Source organism: Streptomyces pseudovenezuelae, from assembly GCF_001513955.1.
In the GTDB taxonomy this organism is placed as follows: Bacteria; Actinomycetota; Actinomycetes; order Streptomycetales; family Streptomycetaceae; genus Streptomyces; species Streptomyces pseudovenezuelae.
The window spans coordinates 98714-119498 of record NZ_KQ948154.1 but is presented as its reverse complement, the minus strand read 5'-3'; the positions used below and the strand labels follow the sequence as shown (position 1 = coordinate 119498).

Here is a 20785-nt window from a genome sequence, read left to right as displayed (position 1 = left end):
AACGGACGCCGGCCGCTGCGGGCGGACACCCCCCACCCCGGCCCCTTCTCGCCGTACCCGGCCAACGGTTCCGTCGTGGTGCCGGTGACTGCACCCCCCTCAGGGGCGCGGGGAACTGCGCGACCAGCTACGACGGACGCGCAGTCGCCCGACTGCCTGACCCGGCACCCCCTGCGCGCCGCACGAGACGGCCTGCTCCGGTCGCATACGGCTCCCGTAACATGGCCGCACGAACGACCTAGGGGGACGTGAGCATGACGGACGGAACGCAGTCGAGCGGGGACAGCCGGGACCCGTGGGCGCCACCGGAGAGTGGGCCCTCGTTGGAGAAGAGCCCGTCGCCCGGGGACGCCCGGCCGCCGTCGCCGTCCGTGCATGATCAGGCCACCGTGACCTCCGTGCCGAACGAGGGATACGGCTTCCCGCCTCCCGGCGCCGCGGGGTACGGCTACCCCGCGCCCGGCATACCCGGCGGACCCGCCTCCGTGCCGCCGCCGCCCATCGGGCCCGAGGGCCCCGGTGCCCCCGCCGGCTATGGCTACCCGGGGTATCCGCAGAGCCCGCAGGGGTACGGCGGCTGGGCCCCGCCCATGCCTCCGCAGAACGGCATGGGCGTCGCCGCGATGGTGCTGGGCATCCTGTCCTGCGCCCTGTTCTGCATGTACGGCATCCTCTCGCTGGTGCTCGGGGTGCTGGCCATCGTGTTCGGGATCAAGGGGCGCAAGCGGGCCGAGCGGGGTGAGGCCACCAACCGCGGGCAGGCGCAGGCCGGGTTCATCATGGGGATCATCGGGACGATCCTCGGCGTCGTCGTGATCGTCCTGCTCGTCATCGGCATCACGGCCGCCATCAACTCGGACGACGACCCCGACTACTACGACGGGTCCCTGGCCGTCGTGGCGACGGCCGCCTCGGTGGCGTAGTACCGGACGGGGAAGGACGAAGGGGATCCACCGCGATGCGGGGGTCCCCTTCAGGCGTTTCTGAGGCGGTCCCGCGCCGCCATGAGCGCGAAGCCCAGGAGGTTGGGGCCGCGCCAGCGCTCGGGGTCGCTCGCCGCCTCGTCGTCCGCCGCGAGTCCGATGCCCCACACCCGGTCCACCGGACTGGCCTCCACCAGGACCCGGTCGCCGGTGGCCAGGAGGTACTCCCGCAGGTCCTCGTGGGCGGCGAACTTGTGGACACTGCCCTCGACGACCAGCCCGAAGCGTTCGCGCCGCCAGGTCTCCTCGTCGAAGCCGCGGACCAGACGGCCCGCGTTCTTGGCCTGGGAGGGGTGCCCGGCGGCCAACACGCGCCGCTCGGCCTCCTGGTCTTCGAAAAGTCGCGCCTTGCACGCCATCATCCAGTGCTCGGCGGTCGCATAGACCACTCCGTCCACCACGAACGGTGACGGCCACCACTGGCTCAGACAGCTCGCGCCGACCCGGCCGTCCGCGCGCGGGCGATGGCCCCAGAAGTGCAGATACTTCGGCCTCGCTCCGGCCCGTACCTGCTTGACCAGGGCATCCTGTGAATCGATCTTCCCCGTGACCTTCCCCATGCACGCGAGTCTGGCAGGAACCACTGACAGTCCGTCCTTCCTTTTCGCGGGCGACTCGACACCTGGTCGACAGATTCCGTCGCGTAACCGAAAGGCAACAACGGAATCACTTGTAGGAGTGCCATTGCTCTGTCAGGATCGGCACTCAAATCGAGCTGGAGCTACGCCACCCGCCCGCGGCCACCGCGGGGTGACGGCGGAGGAGAGCGACATGCACAACCCGGGCAGTGCCATCCCGGAACGGTTCGCGGCGCAGGAGCGGTTCGCCGAAGGCGCGCAGTTCATCGGAGGGCGTCTCACCAAGGGGACCTCCGGTCGTACGCACGCGGTCGTGGATCCCGCGAGCGGTGAGGAGGTCTTCACGTACGAGCTGGCGGGCGTCGAGGACGTGGACGCCGCCGTCGCCGCGGCCCACGCCGCCTTCCCCGGCTGGTCGTCCGCCACTCCGGGGGACCGGTCCGACGCCCTGCACCGGTTCGCCGCCGTGCTCGCCGAGCGCGCCGAGGACTTCGCCCGTGCGGAGTCGCTCCAGTGCGGGAAGCCGCTGAAGCTGACCCGGGAGTTCGACGTCCCCGGGACCATCGACAACACCGCCTTCTTCGCGGGGGCGGCCCGGCATCTTCAGGGGCAGTCCGCCGGGGAGTACTCCGGTGATCACACCTCGTACGTACGGCGTGAGCCCATCGGGGTAGTCGGGTCCATCGCGCCCTGGAACTATCCGCTCCAGATGGCCGCCTGGAAAATCCTTCCTGCGATCGCCGCCGGTAACACCATCGTGCTGAAGCCTGCCGAGATCACGCCTCTGACCTCGCTGCTCTTCGCCCAGGCCGCCACCGATGCCGGGATTCCCGACGGTGTCATCAACATCGTCACCGGGACCGGCAAGGAGGCGGGGGAGTGCCTGGTCGGGCATCCGGACGTGGTCATGACCTCCTTCACCGGGTCGACCGCGGTCGGGAAGCGCGTCGCCGAGGTCGCCACCGCCACCGTCAAGCGGCTCCATCTGGAACTCGGCGGCAAGGCTCCCTTCGTCGTCTTCGACGACGCCGACCTGGAGGCCGCCGTCAACGGGGCGGTCGCGGGCGCGCTCATCAATACCGGGCAGGACTGCACGGCCGCCACGCGCGCGTACGTGCAGCGGCCGCTGTACGAGGCGTTCGTGGAGCGGACCGCCGCCCTGATGGAGACCGTCCGGCTCGGGGACCCGTTCGCCGCCGGTACCGATCTCGGGCCGCTCATCTCGCACGCCCAGCGGGACCGGGTCGCCGGGTTCGTCGACCGTGCGCGGGGCTACGCGCGCGTGGTGGCCGGCGGAGAGGCGCCCGGCGGGGAGCTCGCAAAGGGCGCCTACTACAAGCCCACGCTCGTCGCCGACGCCGCCCAGGACAGCGAGATCGTCCAGTCCGAGATCTTCGGGCCTGTTCTCGTCGTGCTGCCGTTCGACAGTGACGACGAGGGCATCCGGCTCGCCAACGACACTCCTTACGGGCTCGCCGCCTCCGCCTGGAGCCGGGACGTCTACCGGGCGAACCGGGCCACGCGGGAGATCAAGGCCGGGTGCGTGTGGATCAACGACCACATCCCGATCATCAGCGAGATGCCGCACGGCGGGTACAAGGCGTCCGGCTTCGGCAAGGACATGTCCTCGTACTCGTTCGAGGAGTACACCCAGATCAAGCACGTTATGTTCGACAATACGGCGGTTGTCAGGAAGGACTGGCACCGCACGATCTTCGGGGACCGATAGCCGTACACAGGCCGCCCGACCCGCGGCCGCCCACTTTCCCGAAAGGGCACCAGCGCATGGAGCAGTACGAGCCCGACCGCCTGTCGCCGGCCCAAGTGGCCGCCATGCGGCGCAGCTTCCGAAGCGGCCGGGCCGCCATGACCCGGCGGTCCCTGTTGCGCGCCTCCGCGGGCGGCGCGTTCGCGGTCGGCGGCCTCGGCGCGCTGAGCGCCTGCGGCATCCCCGCGGCCGGCAACACCCAGGGCGGCGTCTCCGCGGAGGACCACTCGGCCAAGGAGAAGACCGTCAACTTCTCCAACTGGACCGAGTACATCGACGTGGACGAGAGCGAGAAGCACCATCCCACGCTCGACCAGTTCAAGAAGCAGACCGGTATCTCGGTCAAGTACACCGAGGACATCAACGACAACGTCGAGTTCTTCGGCAAGATCAAGCCGCAGCTCGCGGCGGGGCAGGACACCGGGCGCGACATCATCGTGCTGACGGACTGGCTCGCCGCGCGGCTCATCCGGCTCGGGTGGGTCCAGAAACTGGACGCGTCCAACCTGCCGCACGCGTACGCCAACCTGTCCCAGCAGTTCCGCGAACCCGACTGGGACCCGGGGCGGGCGTACTCCTACGTGTGGCAGGGCATCTCGACCGTCATCGCCTACAACAAGAAGGCGCTCGACGGCCAGGAGGTGAAGTCCATCTCCGACCTGCTCGACAACACCAAGCTCAAGGGCCGGGTCGGCTTCCTGTCGGAGATGCGCGACAGCATCGGGATGACCCTGCTCGACATGGGCAAGGACCCCGCGCACTTCACCGCGGACGACTACGACGCGGCCATCGCGCGCCTCCAGAAGGCCGTCGACAAGGGACAGATCCGCCGCTTCACCGGCAACGACTACACCTCGGACCTGACCAGCGGCGACTTCGCGGCCTGTGTCGCCTGGGCCGGTGACGTCGTCCAGCTGAAGGCCGACAGCCCGGACATCGACTTCATCATTCCCGAGAGCGGATACATGACGTCGACCGACAACATGCTGATCCCCAACAAGGCGCGTCACAAGACGAACGCCGAGCGGCTCATCGACTTCTACTACCAGCCGAAGCCGGCCGCCGAACTCGCCGCGTACATCAACTACGTGTCGCCCGTCGACGGTGTGAAGCCCGAGCTGGCGAAGCTCGACCCGGATGCGGCGAACAACCCGCTGATCATCCCCGACAAGGCCATGGCCGCGAAGTCCCACGCCTTCCGCTCCCTGAGCGCGAAGGAAGAGACGGCCTTTGAAGAGAAGTTCGCGAAGCTGACTGGGGCGTGATCACCGTGACGAACAAGAACACCGAGACCGGCGGCGACGTCCGACTGTCCGGCATCAGCAAGACGTACGACAACGGCTTCACGGCCGTACAGCCGCTGGACCTGACCGTGCCCCAGGGCTCCTTCTTCGCTCTGCTCGGCGCCTCCGGCTGCGGCAAGACGACCACCTTGCGCATGATCGCCGGTCTGGAGGAGCCCACGACGGGCACCGTGCACCTCGGCGACCAGGAGGTCACCCGGCTGCCGCCCTACAAGCGGCCGGTGAACACCGTCTTCCAGTCCTACGCCCTCTTCCCGCACCTCGACATCTTCGAGAACGTCGCCTTCGGCCTGCGCCGACGGGGCATCAAGTCGGTGAAGAAGCAGGTCGAGGACATGCTGGAACTCGTGCAGCTGGGGGAGCAGGCCCGTAAGAAGCCGCACCAGTTGTCGGGTGGTCAGCAGCAGCGGGTCGCGGTGGCGCGGGCGCTGATCAACACGCCCAAGGTGCTGCTCCTGGACGAGCCGCTCGGCGCCCTCGACCTCAAGCTGCGCCGCCAGATGCAGCTGGAGCTCAAGCGCATCCAGACCGAGGTCGGCATCACCTTCGTGCACGTCACGCACGACCAGGAGGAGGCCATGACCATGGCCGACACGGTCGCCGTGATGAACGCGGGCCGCGTCGAGCAGCTGGGCTCGCCGACCGACCTGTACGAGAACCCGAACACCACCTTCGTCGCCAACTTCCTCGGCACCTCCAACCTCATCGAGGCCGAGGTCGACTCCAGGAGCGGCGGCGAGATCGTGCTGAAGGCGGGCGGCGGCAAGCTGGTGCTGCCCGAGGCGCGGTACGCCGGACCGACCACGACCGGCGGCAAGGTGCTGGTCGGCGTCCGGCCCGAGAAGATCGCCCTCACCCACGCCGACGAGGCCGGCGAGATCCCCGTGGGCCGCAACCGGATCACCGGGAAGATCGCCGACTCGAGTTTCATCGGCGTCTCCACGCAGTACGTCATCGACAGCCCCGTCTGCCCCGAGTTCGAGGTCTACGCCCAGAACATCGACCGCGACGACCGGCTCGTGCCCGGCGCCGAGGTCGTCCTGCACTGGAACCCGGCGCACACCTTCGGCCTGGACGCCGACCAGGACATCGACGCGGGCATCCAGGAAGAGGCGACGGTCTGATGGCGACGCTCACCGAGGCGCCCCCGCCGCTCTCCCCGACCGCGCCCGAGAAGAAGCCCCCGCGCAGAAGGGGCCGCTTCACGCCGTACTGGCTGCTGCTGCCCGGCATCCTGTGGCTGCTGGTCTTCTTCGCGCTGCCGATGATCTACCAGGCCTCCACGTCGGTGCAGACCGGCTCCCTGGAGACGGGCTACAAGGTCACCTGGCACTTCGCGACCTACTGGGACGCGCTGGCCGACTACTGGCCGCAGTTCCTGCGCTCCATCCTGTACGCCGGTGCCGCGACGATCCTCTGTCTGGTGCTGGGGTATCCGCTGGCGTATCTGATCGCCTTCCGTGCGGGACGCTGGCGGAACCTGATCATGGTCCTGGTGATCGCGCCGTTCTTCACCAGCTTCCTGATCCGCACCCTCGCCTGGAAGACGATCCTCGCGGACGGCGGCCCGGTCGTCGGCGCCCTCAACAGCCTGCACGTCCTCGACGTCACCAGCTGGCTCGGCTGGACCACCGGCGACCGCGTCCTGGCCACCCCGCTCGCGGTGGTGTGCGGTCTGACGTACAACTTCCTGCCCTTCATGATCCTGCCGCTGTACACCTCCCTGGAGCGCATCGACGGGCGGCTGCACGAGGCGGCGGGCGATCTGTACGCCAAGCCGGTCACCACCTTCCGCAAGGTGACCTTCCCGCTGTCGATGCCGGGCGTGGTCTCCGGGACCCTGCTGACCTTCATCCCGGCGGCCGGCGACTACGTGAACGCCGAACTCCTCGGCTCGACCGACACGCGCATGATCGGAAACGTCATCCAGACCCAGTTCCTGCGGATTCTGGACTATCCGACGGCGGCAGCCCTCTCCTTCATCCTCATGGCCGCGATTCTCCTCATGGTCACCTTCTACATCCGCAAGTCCGGGACGGAGGATCTGGTTTAAATGGCCCTCGTCAACTGGCTCAAGCGTCATTTCGTCGTCATCGCGGGACTGCTGACTCTCGGATATCTGCTGCTGCCGAACGTCGTCGTCACGGTGTTCTCGTTCAACAAACCGAAGGGCCGTTTCAACTACGAGTGGCAGCAGTTCTCCACGGACGCCTGGAAGGACCCCTGCGGCGTCGCCGACATGTGCGGCTCGCTGTCGATCAGCCTCCAGATCGCCTTCTGGGCGACGGTCGGCGCGACCGTCCTCGGCAGCATGATCGCCTTCGCGCTGGTCCGTTACCGGTTCCGCGCGCGGGGCACCGTGAACTCGCTGATCTTCCTGCCGATGGCGATGCCCGAGGTCGTCATGGCGGCCTCGCTGCTCACCCTGTTCCTCAACCTGGGTGCTCAGCTGGGTTTCTGGACGATCCTGATCGCCCACATCATGTTCTGCCTCAGCTTTGTCGTCGTCGCCGTCAAGGCGCGCGTGATGTCGATGGACCCGCGCCTGGAGGAGGCGGCCCGGGATCTGTACGCGAGTCCCGTCCAGACCTTCCTCCGGGTGACCCTGCCCATCGCGGCCCCCGGAATCGCCGCGGGCGCGTTGCTGTCCTTCGCGCTCTCCTTCGACGATTTCATCATCACCAACTTCAACGCGGGATCGACCGTCACCTTCCCCATGTTCGTCTGGGGTTCGGCACAACGCGGAACGCCCGTGCAGATCAATGTCATCGGCACGACCATGTTCCTCGTCGCCGTGCTTCTGGTGCTGACCTCCATGGTCATCAGCAACCGTCGCAACAAGCAAAAGGCATAGGCCTTTTCGCAGAGCCTTCCGTAGGGAGTTGACATCATGGCCCCGAGCGCCATGAGCCGTTGGACCAAGGCACTGTCCGAAGCCCGGCCGGTCCCGTACTGGCTGGACGACCCCGGCAGGCCCCACCCCGAGCCCGCCCTCACCGGCGCCGAGACCTGCGACCTGCTGGTCGTCGGCGGTGGATACAGCGGACTGTGGACCGCGCTCAACGCGAAAGAGCGCGATCCCGGGCGGGATGTCGTCCTGCTGGAGGGCCGTGAGGTGGGCTGGGCCGCCTCCGGCCGCAACGGCGGCTTCTGTGCCGCCTCCCTCACCCACGGTCTGCCCAACGGGCTGACCCGCTGGCCGGACGAGATCCACACGCTCCAGGAGCTGGGCGCCCGCAACCTCGACGAGATCGAGAAGGCGGTCGCCCGGCACGACCTCGACTGCGAGTTCGAGCGCACCGGCGAGATCGACGTGGCGACCGAGACGTACCAGGCCAGGGAACTGCGTGACTGGTACGCGGAGCTCCAGGAGAAGGGCCTCGCCGACGGCGTCGAGTTCCTGGACGCCGACGCGGTGCGCGACCAGGTCGCCTCACCGACCTTCGAGGCCGGGCTGTGGGACCACCGGGGCGTGGCCATGCTCAACCCGGCCAAGCTCGTCTGGGGTTTGAAGCGGGCGTGCCTGAGGCTGGGCGTGCGGGTCTACGAGCACACTCCCGCGCTCGGTCTGAAGCCGTACGGCGCCGGCATGGCCGTACGCACTCCGTACGGTTCCGTCCGGGCCCGGAAGGTCGCGCTCGGCACGAACATCTTCCCGAACCTGGTCAGGCGGGTCCGGGCATACACCGTGCCGGTCTACGACTACGCCCTGATGACCGAACCGCTGAGCGAGGAACAGCTCGCGGCGGTCGGCTGGAAGAACCGCCAGGGGCTCGGGGACTCGGCCAACCAGTTCCACTACTTCCGGCTCTCCGCCGACAACCGGATCCTGTGGGGCGGTTACGACGCGGTCTACCCGTACGGCGGCCGGGTGCGGGCCGAGTACGACGACCGGCCGGAGACCTACGCCAAGCTCGCCGGGCACTTCTTCACCTGCTTCCCGCAGCTGGAGGGTCTCCGCTTCACGCACGCGTGGGGCGGCGCGATCGACACCTGCTCGCGGTTCTCCGCGTTCTACGGCATCGCCCACCACGGCAAGGTGGCGTACGCGGCCGGTTACACGGGGCTCGGCGTCGGGGCGACCCGGTTCGGGGCGGACGTGATGCTGGACCTGCTGGCGGGGGAGACCACCGAGCGGACCTCGCTGGAGATGGTCCGCAAGAAGCCCCTGCCGTTCCCGCCGGAACCCTTCGCCTGGACCGGTATCGCTCTCACCAAGTGGTCCCTGGCCCGGGCCGACGAACACGGCGGGCGGCGCAACCTGTGGCTGCGGACCATGGACAGGTTCGGTCTGGGATTCGACAGCTGAACGATCGTATGTGATCTGGTTCACCCCAACGGGTGGTCAGAACCCGCGTAATGCTCACCGGGAGACCTTCCTCTCCCTCGTGACGCGAACAGCGTCGACGAGAGAAAGGGAGGTCTTCTCATGACTGGGGCGAAGACGGCGGTCGAGTGGCTGGCATCCGTCGCACCGGATCCCGAGGCCTGCCGCTGGGAGTGGGAGCGCAACCCCCTCGGGGTGGCGCTGCTTCCGGCGGGCAGGGCCTGGGACGTACTGATTCTGCCGGGCGAGCTCGGCTATCCGACGCTCGACGTCCTGACCCGCATCCTGGACCGGCTCGGCCCGGTGCTCGTCGACTTCGGCGACGCGCGCATGGGGTTCTTCGTGCCGCCGGGCACCGCGGCCCGCTGGCTGGGCACCGGTATCCGTACGGCCGGCGCCGGCACCTGGATCGTCGTGCCGTACCCGGGCCGGGTGGCCGGGGGAGGGGTGCGCTGGCTGGTCCCGCCGGACGGCTCCGGCATCCTCGTCGATCCGGCGCTGCTGGAACTCGCGATGCACGAGGCGGCGGCGGGCCTGGCGACGGAGGGTGACGGCTGAGCCGACGGTCGCAGTACGGCCCGGTCGGCCGCCCGTGCGGCCGACGCGGACCCGAGGACTCCTGTGCACAGTGGGAGTGCGGCGCTGCGGGCGTCCCCCGCCGACAGCGGCCACGCCCAGTGTGCCCAGGAGTTCAGCGGCGGCTGTGCCGTGCCGGCAGGAGCCGGAACCCGACCAGCAGGACCGTGCACAGACACCAGCTGCCCACCACGTCCAGGGGCCAGTGCCAGCCGCGGCGGACCAGGCCGAAGGAGACGCCGAGGACGACAAGGCCGTAGCCGAGGACGAGCGCGCGACGGGTCCGGGTGGACCGGAGCCAGGGCAGGACCAGGAGGGTGGCGGCGCCGTACGCGACGGCGGCGGTGGCGGTGTGGCCCGAGGGGTAGTAGCCGGTCCCGGGCGACACGGCCGTGCCCGGGCGGTCGGTGAGTTCCTTCAGGGGGACCACCAGGACCGGGACCAGGGCCATCAGTACGGCCGCCGCGGCGGACGGCAGCCACCAGCGGTCCGTACCACTGCGACGGGCCTGCCGGGCCGACCAGAGGAGGGCCACCACCAGGACCGGGACCGCGATCTCGATGTTGCCCAGGTCGGACAGGGCCGCCGAGACGCGGTCCGGATGGATCAGCGCGCGGCTGACCCGCTCGTCGACACGCAGAAGCGGCCCGTCCTCGACGACCTGCCAGGTGATCAGGGCGAAGAGGAGGGCCGGAATTCCGAGAAGGAGGATGAGGAAGGCCGGCCGCCCCGGAACAGGGGGGGGTGGTTCCGAGGCGGCCGATCGGATCGGATGGTCGGCCGCCCCGGGGGGTTTGGGGCGGGCGACTGTCCGATCGGTGAGGAGATCCAGAGCCAGAAGCTCCAGTTGTGTGCGCGAGGGCACGACCAGGTCGAAGCTGGGGAGGCCCCGTCCTGATGTCACCCACAGTCCCCTGTGGGCGGGGTGTATCTCTCATCTGGGTAGAACCTACGGCAGCGCGAGGGCGTACGACAGGCAGAATCCCAACCTCACCACCACCTCGCACACCTTCTTCACACCCTCTGCCGCTCGCCACCGCAGCCCCGGAATCCCAAGGGACGTCAGGGCTGTGACGGCCCGCGTCGGAAGGTGTGAGTCCGCTTCCGACCTGCTGCGTTGTCCCTGTGACGTCAGATGCGGGTGAAGGCCTGCTCGATGATGTCGAGGCCCTCGTTCAGCAGGTCCTCGCCGATGACGAGCGGCGGCAGGAAGCGCAGCACGTTGCCGTAGGTGCCACAGGTCAGGACCAGCAGGCCCTCCTGGTGGCAGGCCTTGGCGAGGGCGGCGGTCGCCTCCGGGTTCGGCTCCTTGGTCGTACGGTCCTTGACGAGCTCGATGGCGATCATGGCGCCGCGGCCCCGGATGTCGCCGATGATGTCGAACTTGTCCTGCATGGCGGTCAGCCGGGCCTTCATGGTGGCCTCGATCGCCTTCGCCCGCGTGTTGAGGTCGAGCTCCTTCATGGTCTCGATGGCGCCGAGCGCGCCGGCGCAGGCGACCGGGTTGCCGCCGTACGTGCCGCCGAGGCCGCCGGCGTGCGCGGCGTCCATGATCTCGGCGCGGCCGGTGACGGCGGCGAGCGGAAGACCGCCGGCGATGCCCTTGGCGGTGGTGATCAGGTCCGGGACGATGCCCTCGTCCTCGCAGGCGAACCACTGGCCGGTACGGCAGAAGCCGGACTGGATCTCGTCGGCGACGAAGACGATGCCGTTGTCCGCGGCGAACCTGCTGATCGCCGGCAGGAAGCCCTTCGCCGGCTCGATGAAGCCGCCCTCGCCGAGGACGGGCTCGATGATGATCGCGGCGACGTTCTCCGCGCCGACCTGCTTGGTGATCTGGTCGATGGCCTGGGCGGCGGCCTCGGGACCGGCGTTCTCGGGGCCGGTGGGCCAGCGGTAGCCGTAGGCGACGGGGACGCGGTAGACCTCGGGGGCGAAGGGACCGAAGCCGTGCTTGTACGGCATGTTCTTCGCGGTCAGCGCCATGGTGAGGTTGGTCCGGCCGTGGTAGCCGTGGTCGAACACGACGACGGCCTGCCGCTTGGTGTACGCCCGCGCGATCTTGACGGCGTTCTCCACGGCCTCGGCGCCGCTGTTGAACAGGGCCGACTTCTTGGCGTGGTCACCCGGGGTGAGCTCGGCGAGGGCCTCGGCGACCTCCACGTAGCCCTCGTACGGGGTGACCATGAAACAGGTGTGGGTGAAGTCGGCGAGCTGGGCGGAGGCCCTGCGCACGACGGCCTCGGCGGAGGCGCCGACGGAGGTCACGGCGATGCCCGAACCGAAGTCGATCAGCCGGTTCCCGTCGACGTCCTCGATGATCCCGCCGCCCGCGCGCGCCGTGAAGACGGGCAGTACGGACCCCACACCCTGCGCCACCGCGGCGAGCCGGCGGGCCTGCAGCTCCTGCGACTTGGGTCCGGGGATGGCGGTGACGACGCGGCGCTCCTGCGGAAGTGCGGTCATGAGGGGCTCCTGGGATGTTGCGGGCGGAGATTTCGCGGACTCTGTCCAGTCTTTCTCGCAGGCTAGGACCGGGGACGGGGGGTGGGCATGCTCCATGTGGGCGTTGTCGCGGGAGCGCGTTGTCCGTGGTGGACATAGCCGGTTTCCGGGACGGTGTGACGGCTCGGCCCCGCAATCGGTGAACTCCCTTTGCGGGCGCGTTAGATTGGCCGCTGACGGTGGACGGAACGGCTGGTCGGGAGCAGGGGCGATGGACAGCGACGGGACGCAGGACGCGCGGGGTACGCATGCGAATCCTGTGCCGCGGGCACGGTCGGGGATGCCGCCGATGCCTTCGGAAGCGCCCTCGGTGCCGCCGCACCCGGACAGCTCGGCGTTCCTGACATGGCTGCGGACGCCGCGGCCCGAGACCCTGCCCGGCGTGTGGCGGTTCGGGCACCGGCCCCGGCCGGAGGCGGAACCGGAACTCATCCCCGGCCGCCAGCTGATCAGTGGCGCGCTGATCGCGTTCCTTGTGGGCTGGCTTGTCTGGTCGCTGCTGCAGAACGGATATGTCGGCGACTGGTGGCTCGTGCCGTTCAAGCTGCTCATCCCCGATGCCTGGCGCGGCGGCGGCAGCGACGTCGGCAACTACCTCCTCTACGAGGGGTACGAGCTGATCGTCGCTCTGGCCATCATGATCGTCGTGGGCCGCCTCGGCCGCTGGGGTGAGGTGTGGCGCCGCTTCGTCCTGCCGCACCTGCGCCGGAAGCCGCCGCGGCAGCAGCCCGTCGCGGTGCCGGCCGAGGACCCCGCTGAATGGCCCCAGCTCCGGGCCGCCGGTGCCGCCGACGCCGCTGAGCGGCTGGCCGCCGAGGCCAGGGCCGGGGTGATGCGGGACGTGGACCATGCCCGGATCGCGCGGGCCTGGCAGGGCGTGCGCAGCGGCCGGTTCAGCCTCGCCACGTTCACCGGTGCCGTGCTCCAGGAGGGCGCCGCCGCCTGTCTGCACCCCTCCGGGGAGCGGGACCTGCCCGCCCGGCTCGCCCGGCACGATCTCCTCACCGGCCAGGTGCGGCTGGGGACCACCGCCGACGACGCCCGCAATCCGTACGCCTACCGCGGGGCCGGGCTCGGGCTCGGGCCCGAGCTGCTGGGGACCTCGCTGCTGGCCGTCGGGCCGGCCGGGTCCGGGAAGACCGGGACCGTCATCAGGCCGATCGCCGAGTCGCTGTGTCTGCACGCGCTCGCCGGGCGGGCCGCCGTCGTGGTGGTCGGTGCCGCGGGCGCGGGGCTCGGACCGGCCGACGCCTACGACGTCGTCGTACAGATCGGGAATCCGGAGTCGGTGTACGACCTCGACCTGTACGGGGGCACGACCGATCCGGACGAGGCCGCGGCCGTGCTCGCCGAGGCGCTCGTCGGGGACCTCGCCGAGCCGCACCAGGGGGGCGACACCCGGCGGTCCACCACCGTGCTGGCCCAGCTCCTCGGGCCGTTCCGGGCGGTCCATGGCCGCTTCCCCTCCGTACCGGAGCTGCGGCAGCTGCTCGACGGGGCGCCCGGGCCGATGGCCGCGTTGCGGAAGGGGCTCGAGGACTCCCGGCAGGAGTCGCTGCTGCGGGAACTCGACGCGCGGGAGCGGCAGATGGGGAACCCGGGGGATGTCGGGGGCATCCTCGCGGACCGGATCGCGCTGCTCGACCGGCCCGCGTTCGCCGCGTTCTTCCAGAGCGCGGGCTCCGACGCGGCCGGGCAGTCGCGGCCGTTCTCGCTGAAGGCCCTCGACCACCCCGTCCGGGTCCGGATCGACCTGCCCCAGCGCGGGCACGCCGACGCCTCCCGGATCCTGGCGCGGCTGGTGCTCGCCCAGTTCACGGCGAGCGTCGCGGTGCGCGAGGACCGGTCGCTGTTCGCCTGTCTGGTGGTCGACGACGCCACGGGGATCGTGACGCCCGAAGCCGTACGGGGCGTGCAGCGGCTGCGGTCCGGAAACGCGGGAGTGGTGCTGACGCTGCGGACGCTGGACGACGTACCGCGGCCGCTGCGCGGGCCCCTGCTCGGTGCCATCGGATGCCGGATGGCGCTGTCCGGGCTCACCCCGTGGGACGGGCAGGACTTCGCCGAGGTGTGGGGCAAGGAGTGGATCGAGGCGCGGGACGTCACCGACCGGCAGATCATCGCCGAGACCCCGGCCGGCAAGGTGCTGCACGCGGTGCGCCAGGTCATCACCGGCAAGGCGCCGACCGCGCGGGCGGTGACCGTACGGCAGGTCGAGCGGGAGCGGTGGTCCGCGTCCGAACTGGCGCACGGGGTTCCGCCCGGGCACGCGGTGCTGTCGTTGACCACGGTCACGGGTGAGCACGCGCCGCCGCTGCTGGTCGATCTGCGGGGATGACGCGACCCGATGACCGTACCCCGATGACCGTACGGTGAGGCAGAATCGTCACAGGCCGTTCATACACGGCGGCCAAAAGATCGCAGCGATCACTGCTCCTGACGCTCTGAAGGCCCCATGCCACCCACCCTCGCCTCGCTCGTCCACCACTCCGCGCTCAAGCTGACCGTGCGCGCGGGTGAGGACCGGCTGGACGTCCCCGTCCGCTGGGCGCACGTGAGCGAGCTCGCCGATCCCGTCCCCTACATGGAGGGCGGCGAGCTCCTGCTGATCACCGCGCTGAAGCTGGACGCGGAGGATCCGGAGGCGATGCGGCGGTATGTGAAGCGGCTGGCCGGAGCGGGGGTGGTGGGACTCGGGTTCGCCGTCGGGGTCAACTACGACGAGATCCCCGGGGCCCTGGTCGAGGCGGCCCGCGACGAGGGGCTCCCGCTGCTCGAAGTGCCGCGCCGCACCCCCTTCCTCGCCATCAGCAAGGCCGTGTCCGCGGCGATCGCGGCCGACCAGTACCGTTCCGTCACCGCGGGCTTCGCCGCCCAGCGCGAACTGACCAGGCAGGCGCTGACCGACGGCCCGGAGGGGCTGCTCGCCGCGCTCGCCTCCCAGGTGGACGGCTGGGCGGCGCTCTACGACGCCTCGGGCGCCGTCGTCGCCGCCGCTCCGGAGTGGGCGGGCCGCCGGGCCGCGCGCATCACCGCCGACGTGGAACGCCTGCGGGAGCGGCCCGCGCCCGCCTCCTCCGTGGTCGGCGGGGCCGGCCCGCCCGACAACGACGACCGCGTGGAACTGCACTCCCTGGGCACCGGGCGGCGGCCGCGCGCCGCGCTGGCGGTGGGGACGGCCGCCGCGCTCGGGACGGCGGAGCGGTACGCGGTGCACTCGGCGATCGCGCTGCTGACGCTCACGACCGAGCGCTCCCGCTCGCTGCAGGCCGCCGAGCAACGGATCGGGACGGCCGTACTGCGCATGCTGCTCGCGGGGGAGCCGGAGCACGCGCGCACCGTCGCGGGCGACCTGTACGGCGCGCTCCTGGACGCGCCCTTCCGGCTGGTCGTGGCGGAGACGGTGGTCGTGTCGTCGGTGCGGATCGTGCCCGACACCCCCGCCCGGGTCCCGTCCGCCGCCGCGCTCGCCGCGGCCGCCGACGCGATGGGCGATCCGCTCGGGGCGCTCACCGAGATCGTGGAGTCCGCCGCGGCCCGTTCGGGGGAGAGCGTGCTCGTGGTGCCCGAGGGGGAGCGGCTGGTGGTGCTGGCCTCGGACGGCGGGGCCGCCGCCACCGCGTGCGGGGAGTACGCGGTGGCCCTGGAGGCGGCGCGCACAAGCGAGCAGGCGGTCGCCGGGGACGAGGGCGAACTCGTCGTCGGTGTCTCGGCGCCGGCCGGACCGATCGCTGCCGCGGCCGCCTACAAGCAGGCCGAACAGGCACTCTCGGTGGCCCGGCGGCGGGGCCGGGTGTACGTCGAGCACGAACAGCTGGCCTCCGGCTCCGTGCTGCCGCTGCTCGCCGACGAGGCGGTGCGGGCCTTCGCGGACGGGCTGCTGCGGCCGCTCCACGAGCACGACGCGACCGGCCGGGGCGACCTGGTCGCCTCGCTGCGGGCCTGGCTCTCCCGGCACGGCCAGTGGGACGCGGCCGCCGCCGACCTGGGCGTCCACCGGCACACCCTGCGGTACCGGATGCGCAGGGTCGAGGAGATCCTGGGCCGCTCCCTGGACGATCCGGACGTCCGCATGGAGCTGTGGCTGGCGCTGAAGACGACGGCCGCGCAGTAGCGGCGATTGGCCGGGCCGGAGTGCTGGTCCGCCCCACTGCTACACCCCGGACAAATTCCCTCGCGACCTCACGGCCCTACCGTGGGGGCATGACTTCCACCACCGCCTTCTGGCTCGCCGGCCGCCAGGTCACCGGCGAGGACACCTTCGATGTCACCTCTCCGTGGGACGGCCGGCTGGTCGGCACGGTGAGTGTGCCGAGCGACGCGCAGACCGAGGAGGCCGTGGCCGCCGCGTACGCCGTCCGCGAGGACTTCGCCGCCACTCCCGCCCACGTCCGCGCCGCCGCCCTCGACCACGTCAGCCGCCGGCTCGTCGAGCGCACCGAGGAGATCGCCCAGCTGATCTCCGCCGAGAACGGCAAGCCGATCAAGTGGGCCCGGGGGGAGGTCGGCCGTGCCGTCTCGGTGTTCCGGTTCGCCGCTGAGGAGGCCCGCCGGTTCAACGGCGGTGAGGCCCAGCGCCTCGACACCGACCCCGGCGGCCAGGGCCGTCTCGCGCTGACCCGGCGCTTCCCGAAGGGGGTCGTGCTCGGGATCGCGCCCTTCAACTTCCCGCTCAACCTCTGCGCCCACAAGATCGCCCCGGCGATCGCGGCCGGCGCCCCGATCATCCTGAAGCCCGCCCCGGCGACCCCGCTCTCCGGGCTGGTCATCGGCGAACTCCTCGCCGAGACCGAGCTGCCCGCAGGCGCGTGGAGCATCCTGCCCGTCCCGAACGACCGGATGCCCGCCCTCGTCCAGGACGAGCGGCTGCCCGTGATCTCCTTCACCGGTTCCGAGAAGGTCGGTTACGCGATCATGGACTCGGTGCCCCGCAAGCACTGCACCCTGGAGCTGGGCGGCAACGGCGCCGCGGTCGTCCTCGGCGACTGGGCGAGCGACGAGGACCTCGACTGGGCCGCGACCCGCATCGCGACCTTCTCCAACTACCAGGGCGGCCAGTCCTGCATCTCCGTGCAGCGGGTGATCGCCGACGCGTCGGTCTACGACCGGCTGCTCCCGCGGATCGTCGCCGCCGTCGAGGCCCAGGTCACCGGCGACCCGGGTGACGACAAGACCGACGTCGGCCCGCTGGTCAGCGAGGACGCGGCGGTGCGCGTCGAGGCGTGGGTGAAGGAGGCCGTCGAGGCGGGCGCCACCCTGCTCACCGGCGGCGACCGCGACGGCGCCTCCTACGCGCCGACCGTCCTCGCCGACGTCCCGGCGGACACGACGATCTCCTGCGAGGAGGTCTTCGGGCCGGTCCTCACCGTGCAGAAGGTGGACGGAGAGACGGCCGCCTTCGACGCGGTCAACTCCTCCAAGTACGGCCTCCAGGCAGGCGTGTTCACCCACGACCTCCAGGCCGCCTTCCGCGCCCACCGCGCCCTGGAGGTCGGCGGCGTGGTCGTCGGTGACGTGCCCTCCTACCGCGCCGACCAGATGCCGTACGGCGGGGTCAAGCAGTCCGGTGTGGGCCGCGAGGGCGTGCGGTACGCGATGGACGACTACACCTACGAGCGGGTGCTGGTGCTGACCGGCCTCGCTCTCTAGGGAAACCCTCTGGGGGAACCCCGAAGGGGCCCGGCACCGATGCCTTCCGGTGCCGGGCCCCTTCCTGTGTGCCGGCCGCCCCGGTCCCTCAACCGGAGAAACCGACGTGCGCGAGCCGCAGCGGGCCGCGCAGCCTGAGGTGCACGTCGTGCACGCCCTCGGCGACGACCCCGGCGCCGAGGGTGGTGTAGTCGTACGGTCCGGAGCCGGACTCCGCCACCTGCCAGGTGGCCAGCACCGCGCCCCCGTCCAGTGACAGCTCGACCGAGCCCTCGCCGGACACCGTCACCGTCGCCTCCGTGACGCCGTCGCCGAAGTCGCAGTCCCGGTAGAGCAGTTCACCGGCACGGCCCTCAGTGGCCGTGACCGCGTCACCCGCGACCCTCGTCCGGTCGACGATCTCCACACCGCTCTGTTCGTCGAAGTCCGCGCCCTCCAGGCCCCGTTGGCGCACCGGCCGCGGTGCGCCGGGCTCGCCGTCGAGCGGCACTGCCGTGCGCAGCCGGATGTCCTCGCTTGAGGCACCGGCCAGGAGTTCGTAGGGACCCGGCTCCAGACGCCACCGGCCCTGCGCCACATCCCAGAACTCGAAGGCGCGCAGCGGGACTTCGAAGGACAGCTCCTCCTGGGCGCCCGGGGCGAGCGTGACCCGCCGGTGGGCCACCAGCTCCCGGCGCGGGCGGGGGAGTGCCGGATCGATCGCTCGGGTGTAGAGCTGGGCGACCTCGTCGGCGATGACGTCACCGGTGTTCGTGATCGTGAACGAGACGTGCAGCGCCTCTTCTGTCACGCGGGTCGTGAGGTCGCCGTACGAGAAGGAGGTGTACGACAGCCCGTGCCCGAACGGGAACAGGGGGGTGCCCTCGAAGTACAGGTAGGTCTGGCGGCTGCCGATGACGTCGTAGTCGAGGAGGCCGGGCAGGTCCGCGTCGCTCTCGTACCAGGTCTGCGGGAGGCGGCCGGCGGGGGAGACGTCCCCGGCCAGGACGCGGGCCAGGGCGGTGCCGGCGGCCTGGCCCCCGTGGGCCGTCCAGAGCGCCGCTGCCAGGCCGGACGTGTCGACCGCGTACGGGTAGGCGGAGACCAGCGCCAGCACGGTCCGGGGGTTCGCGGCGCGCGCCGCCCGCAGCAGGCGTTCCTGGTGCGCGGGGAGCCGCAGCGAGGCGCGGTCCTCGGTCTCCCGGCCGTTGAGGTGCGGATCGTTGCCCGCGACGACCAGGACGACGTCGGCCTCGGACGTGATCCGGGTCACTGCGTCCTCGCCGCGTTCGGCGATGATCAGCTCGAAGGTTTCCGGCTTCGCCCCGGCTTCCGGATTCTCGTCGGCAACCTTCACTCCGTCCGCGGCGACACAGACGTGGCGGCCCGTGCCGATGTGCCTGAGGAGGTGACCGCTGCCGTGCGGTTCCAGGCGGAAGGTCTCCTGGACGACCCAGCCTCCGGGCTGGTCGGCGGAGGCGCGCAGGTAGCCGTCCTCGGCGACGGAGAGATAGCGGCCGTCGGGAGCGCGCAGCGTGAGGACCCCCTCGTCCCAGTCGATCAGCGCGAACTCGGTGCCGGTCGCGTCGGTCGTCAGCGGGGGCAGGTCCGTGCGGCCCGCGAGCAGCGCCGGGTCCAGAGCGCCCTCGGCGCCGCGCACCTCGTCCTCGCCGCTCGCGGAGGCCAGGACGTGCAGAAACGTCCCGGCGGAGGTCTTGAGCCGGACCCGGTCCACACCCTCCGCGAACTCCACCCGCTCGGCGCCGAACCGCTCGTACAGCCCTTCCAGCGGGGTGGAGCGGTGCAGGAGCGTGCCGCTGTACCAGTCGAGCTTGCACTCGTCGGCGAGCAGACCGACCACCGCGAGCCGGGTGTCGGCGGCGAGGGGGAGCACGCCGTCGTTCCTGAGCAGCACGATCGCCTGCTCGGCGGCCTCCTGGGCGAGCGCGCGGTGCGCCGGGGTGTCGAAGTCCGTGACGTCGGCGTGCGGGTCGTGCCGCGGGTCGAACTCGCCGAGCCGGAAGCGCACCGAGAGCTGCCGGCGGACCGCGGTGTCGATCTCGGCCTCGGTCAACAGGCCCTGGTCGAGGGCCCCCTGGATGCGCGCGATCATCTGCGAGCTGTCCGTGCCGTGGTCGGTGAAGCTGTCGACGCCGGCCCTGAGGGAGGCCGCGGTGGCCTCCTCGTGGGTGTCGAAGTAGTGCTCGTGATCGACCAGGTTGGAGGGCGCGCCCGCGTCCGAGCAGACCAGCAGCTCCTCGTCCGTCCAGGTGCGCAGGTGCTCGCGCAGATACGGGGAGACGTGGTTGGGGCGGCCGTTGACCAGGTTGTACGCGGGCATCACCCCGGCCACCGCGCCCGCCTCGACCGCCTCACGGAAGGCGCGCAGGTCGTACTCGTGCAGCACGCGCGGACGCACCGAACTCGACGAGATGGCCCGGTCCGTCTCGTTGTTGTGGGCCAGCCAGTGCTTGAGGACCGGGGCCGTGCGCCAGTACGTGGGGTGGTCGCCGCGCAGTCCGCGGGTGTAGGCGGTGGCGATGGCCGAGGTGAGCTTCGGGTCCTCCGAGTAGCCCTCCTCGTTGCGGCCCCACAGCGGGTGCCGGAGCAGATTGACCGTCGGTGCCCAGATGTTGAGGCCGACCCGGTCGTCGCGGGCGCGCATCGCCCGGACCTCCTGGGACACCGCCTCGCCGATCCGCCGGACGAGATCGGTGTTCCAGGTCGCGCCCAGCCCCACGGCCTGCGGAAAGACCGTCGCCGGGCCCATCCACGCGACGCCGTGCAGTGCCTCCTGGCCGGTGCGGAACGCCTGGATGCCGAGCCGTTCGACGGCGGGGGCGAACTGGTGCAGGAATCCGATCTTCTCGTCGAGGGTCAGCCGTGTCAGCAGATCGTCGATGCGCTTCGCGAACGGCAGGTGCGCATCGCGAAAAGGCGGTGTGTGCGGCGGGTGTGCGGTCACGTGGGGATCCCCTTGCGATGGATCGATTCGATGCTTTCGAAGCGCTTCGATGCTCATTCGGCACGAGGGCGGGTGTCAAGAGATCAACACCGTCACTTCAGGCGGTGCATAAGAAAAGGTCACCTCTCCCACCGCGCAGGAATCTTGGGAA

At 70.8% G+C, this 20785-nt stretch carries 15 protein-coding genes; 11 read left to right on the top strand and 4 right to left on the bottom strand.

Annotated features, from left to right (window positions below; all coding sequences use genetic code 11):
* Positions 1-254 precede the first annotated feature (254 nt).
* Entirely contained in the window at positions 255-923 is a 669-nt protein-coding gene (locus tag AQI94_RS39095) for a DUF4190 domain-containing protein (protein ID WP_031047648.1), read from the top strand.
* Between the two features lie 50 nt (positions 924-973).
* Here the strand turns inward: AQI94_RS39095 and AQI94_RS39090 are convergent, their stop codons facing one another.
* Positions 974-1543, bottom strand: a complete 570-nt coding sequence (locus AQI94_RS39090) for an NADAR family protein (RefSeq protein WP_031047645.1) — start codon at positions 1541-1543, stop codon at positions 974-976.
* Between the two features lie 211 nt (positions 1544-1754).
* Between AQI94_RS39090 and AQI94_RS39085 the strand changes: the two genes are divergently transcribed.
* The 7 genes from AQI94_RS39085 to AQI94_RS39055 all read left to right on the top strand — a co-directional run bounded on the left by AQI94_RS39085 (position 1755) and on the right by AQI94_RS39055 (position 9518).
* Positions 1755-3290: a gamma-aminobutyraldehyde dehydrogenase gene (locus AQI94_RS39085; RefSeq protein WP_031047642.1), complete on the top strand. Its 1536-nt coding sequence runs from the start codon at positions 1755-1757 to the stop codon at positions 3288-3290.
* Positions 3291-3346: 56 nt separating this feature from the next.
* Entirely contained in the window at positions 3347-4594 is a 1248-nt protein-coding gene (locus AQI94_RS39080; RefSeq protein WP_031047639.1) for an ABC transporter substrate-binding protein, read from the top strand.
* The gene (locus AQI94_RS39075) at positions 4591-5757 is read left to right on the top strand and encodes an ABC transporter ATP-binding protein (RefSeq protein WP_031047636.1); all 1167 of its coding nucleotides are present in this window, start codon (positions 4591-4593) and stop codon (positions 5755-5757) included. The genes AQI94_RS39080 and AQI94_RS39075 overlap by 4 nt, the downstream gene beginning before the upstream one ends.
* Entirely contained in the window at positions 5757-6686 is a 930-nt protein-coding gene (locus tag AQI94_RS39070) for an ABC transporter permease (RefSeq protein WP_031047631.1), read from the top strand. Before AQI94_RS39075 ends, AQI94_RS39070 begins: the two co-directional genes overlap by 1 nt.
* Positions 6687-7487 carry an ABC transporter permease gene (locus tag AQI94_RS39065; RefSeq protein WP_031047629.1) on the top strand — a complete coding sequence of 267 codons (801 nt, stop codon included), beginning with the start codon at positions 6687-6689 and terminating at the stop codon, positions 7485-7487.
* Between the two features lie 36 nt (positions 7488-7523).
* A complete protein-coding gene (locus AQI94_RS39060) occupies positions 7524-8942 on the top strand; it encodes an NAD(P)/FAD-dependent oxidoreductase (protein ID WP_031047627.1) in 1419 nt (472 codons plus the stop codon).
* A gap of 120 nt (positions 8943-9062) precedes the next feature.
* Positions 9063-9518 carry a hypothetical protein gene (locus tag AQI94_RS39055; RefSeq protein ID WP_031047624.1) on the top strand — a complete coding sequence of 152 codons (456 nt, stop codon included), beginning with the start codon at positions 9063-9065 and terminating at the stop codon, positions 9516-9518.
* A gap of 133 nt (positions 9519-9651) precedes the next feature.
* On the opposite strand, the gene AQI94_RS39050 is transcribed toward AQI94_RS39055, so the two are convergent.
* Complete coding sequence (locus tag AQI94_RS39050; protein WP_062230301.1) at positions 9652-10248, bottom strand: phosphatase PAP2 family protein; 597 nt, start codon at positions 10246-10248, stop codon at positions 9652-9654.
* 419 nt (positions 10249-10667) lie between these two features.
* A complete protein-coding gene (gabT, locus tag AQI94_RS39045) occupies positions 10668-12002 on the bottom strand; it encodes a 4-aminobutyrate--2-oxoglutarate transaminase (protein ID WP_031047618.1) in 1335 nt (444 codons plus the stop codon).
* A 250-nt stretch (positions 12003-12252) separates the two neighbouring features.
* Here gabT and AQI94_RS39040 point away from each other — a divergent pair, with 250 nt between their 5' ends.
* From AQI94_RS39040 to AQI94_RS39030, 3 genes are all read left to right on the top strand, one after another.
* Complete coding sequence (locus tag AQI94_RS39040; protein WP_031047616.1) at positions 12253-14379, top strand: hypothetical protein; 2127 nt, start codon at positions 12253-12255, stop codon at positions 14377-14379.
* Between the two features lie 117 nt (positions 14380-14496).
* Positions 14497-16155, top strand: coding sequence for a PucR family transcriptional regulator (locus AQI94_RS39035; protein ID WP_062230253.1), 1659 nt, complete (start codon positions 14497-14499; stop codon positions 16153-16155).
* A gap of 89 nt (positions 16156-16244) precedes the next feature.
* Entirely contained in the window at positions 16245-17690 is a 1446-nt protein-coding gene (locus tag AQI94_RS39030) for an aldehyde dehydrogenase family protein (RefSeq protein WP_031039059.1), read from the top strand.
* An 88-nt stretch (positions 17691-17778) separates the two neighbouring features.
* On the opposite strand, the gene AQI94_RS39025 is transcribed toward AQI94_RS39030, so the two are convergent.
* Positions 17779-20634 (bottom strand): glycoside hydrolase family 3 C-terminal domain-containing protein, encoded by a 2856-nt coding sequence (locus AQI94_RS39025; protein ID WP_031039062.1) that lies wholly within the window; start codon positions 20632-20634, stop codon positions 17779-17781.
* Positions 20635-20785 lie beyond the last annotated feature (151 nt).

Bases quoted from the DNA above. Each gene is read 5' to 3' on its own strand.
- AQI94_RS39065 (WP_031047629.1), top strand. From the start codon at position 6,687: ATGGCCCTCGTCAACTGGCTCAAGCGTCATTTCGTCGTCATCGCGGGA.
- AQI94_RS39095 (WP_031047648.1), top strand. From the start codon at position 255: ATGACGGACGGAACGCAGTCGAGCGGGGACAGCCGGGACCCGTGGGCG.
- AQI94_RS39030 (WP_031039059.1), top strand. From the start codon at position 16,245: ATGACTTCCACCACCGCCTTCTGGCTCGCCGGCCGCCAGGTCACCGGC.
- AQI94_RS39040 (WP_031047616.1), top strand. From the start codon at position 12,253: ATGGACAGCGACGGGACGCAGGACGCGCGGGGTACGCATGCGAATCCT.
- gabT (WP_031047618.1), bottom strand. From the start codon at position 12,002: ATGACCGCACTTCCGCAGGAGCGCCGCGTCGTCACCGCCATCCCCGGA.
- AQI94_RS39055 (WP_031047624.1), top strand. From the start codon at position 9,063: ATGACTGGGGCGAAGACGGCGGTCGAGTGGCTGGCATCCGTCGCACCG.
- AQI94_RS39070 (WP_031047631.1), top strand. From the start codon at position 5,757: ATGGCGACGCTCACCGAGGCGCCCCCGCCGCTCTCCCCGACCGCGCCC.
- AQI94_RS39090 (WP_031047645.1), bottom strand. From the start codon at position 1,543: ATGGGGAAGGTCACGGGGAAGATCGATTCACAGGATGCCCTGGTCAAG.
- AQI94_RS39060 (WP_031047627.1), top strand. From the start codon at position 7,524: ATGGCCCCGAGCGCCATGAGCCGTTGGACCAAGGCACTGTCCGAAGCC.
- AQI94_RS39085 (WP_031047642.1), top strand. From the start codon at position 1,755: ATGCACAACCCGGGCAGTGCCATCCCGGAACGGTTCGCGGCGCAGGAG.
- AQI94_RS39080 (WP_031047639.1), top strand. From the start codon at position 3,347: ATGGAGCAGTACGAGCCCGACCGCCTGTCGCCGGCCCAAGTGGCCGCC.
- AQI94_RS39035 (WP_062230253.1), top strand. From the start codon at position 14,497: ATGCCACCCACCCTCGCCTCGCTCGTCCACCACTCCGCGCTCAAGCTG.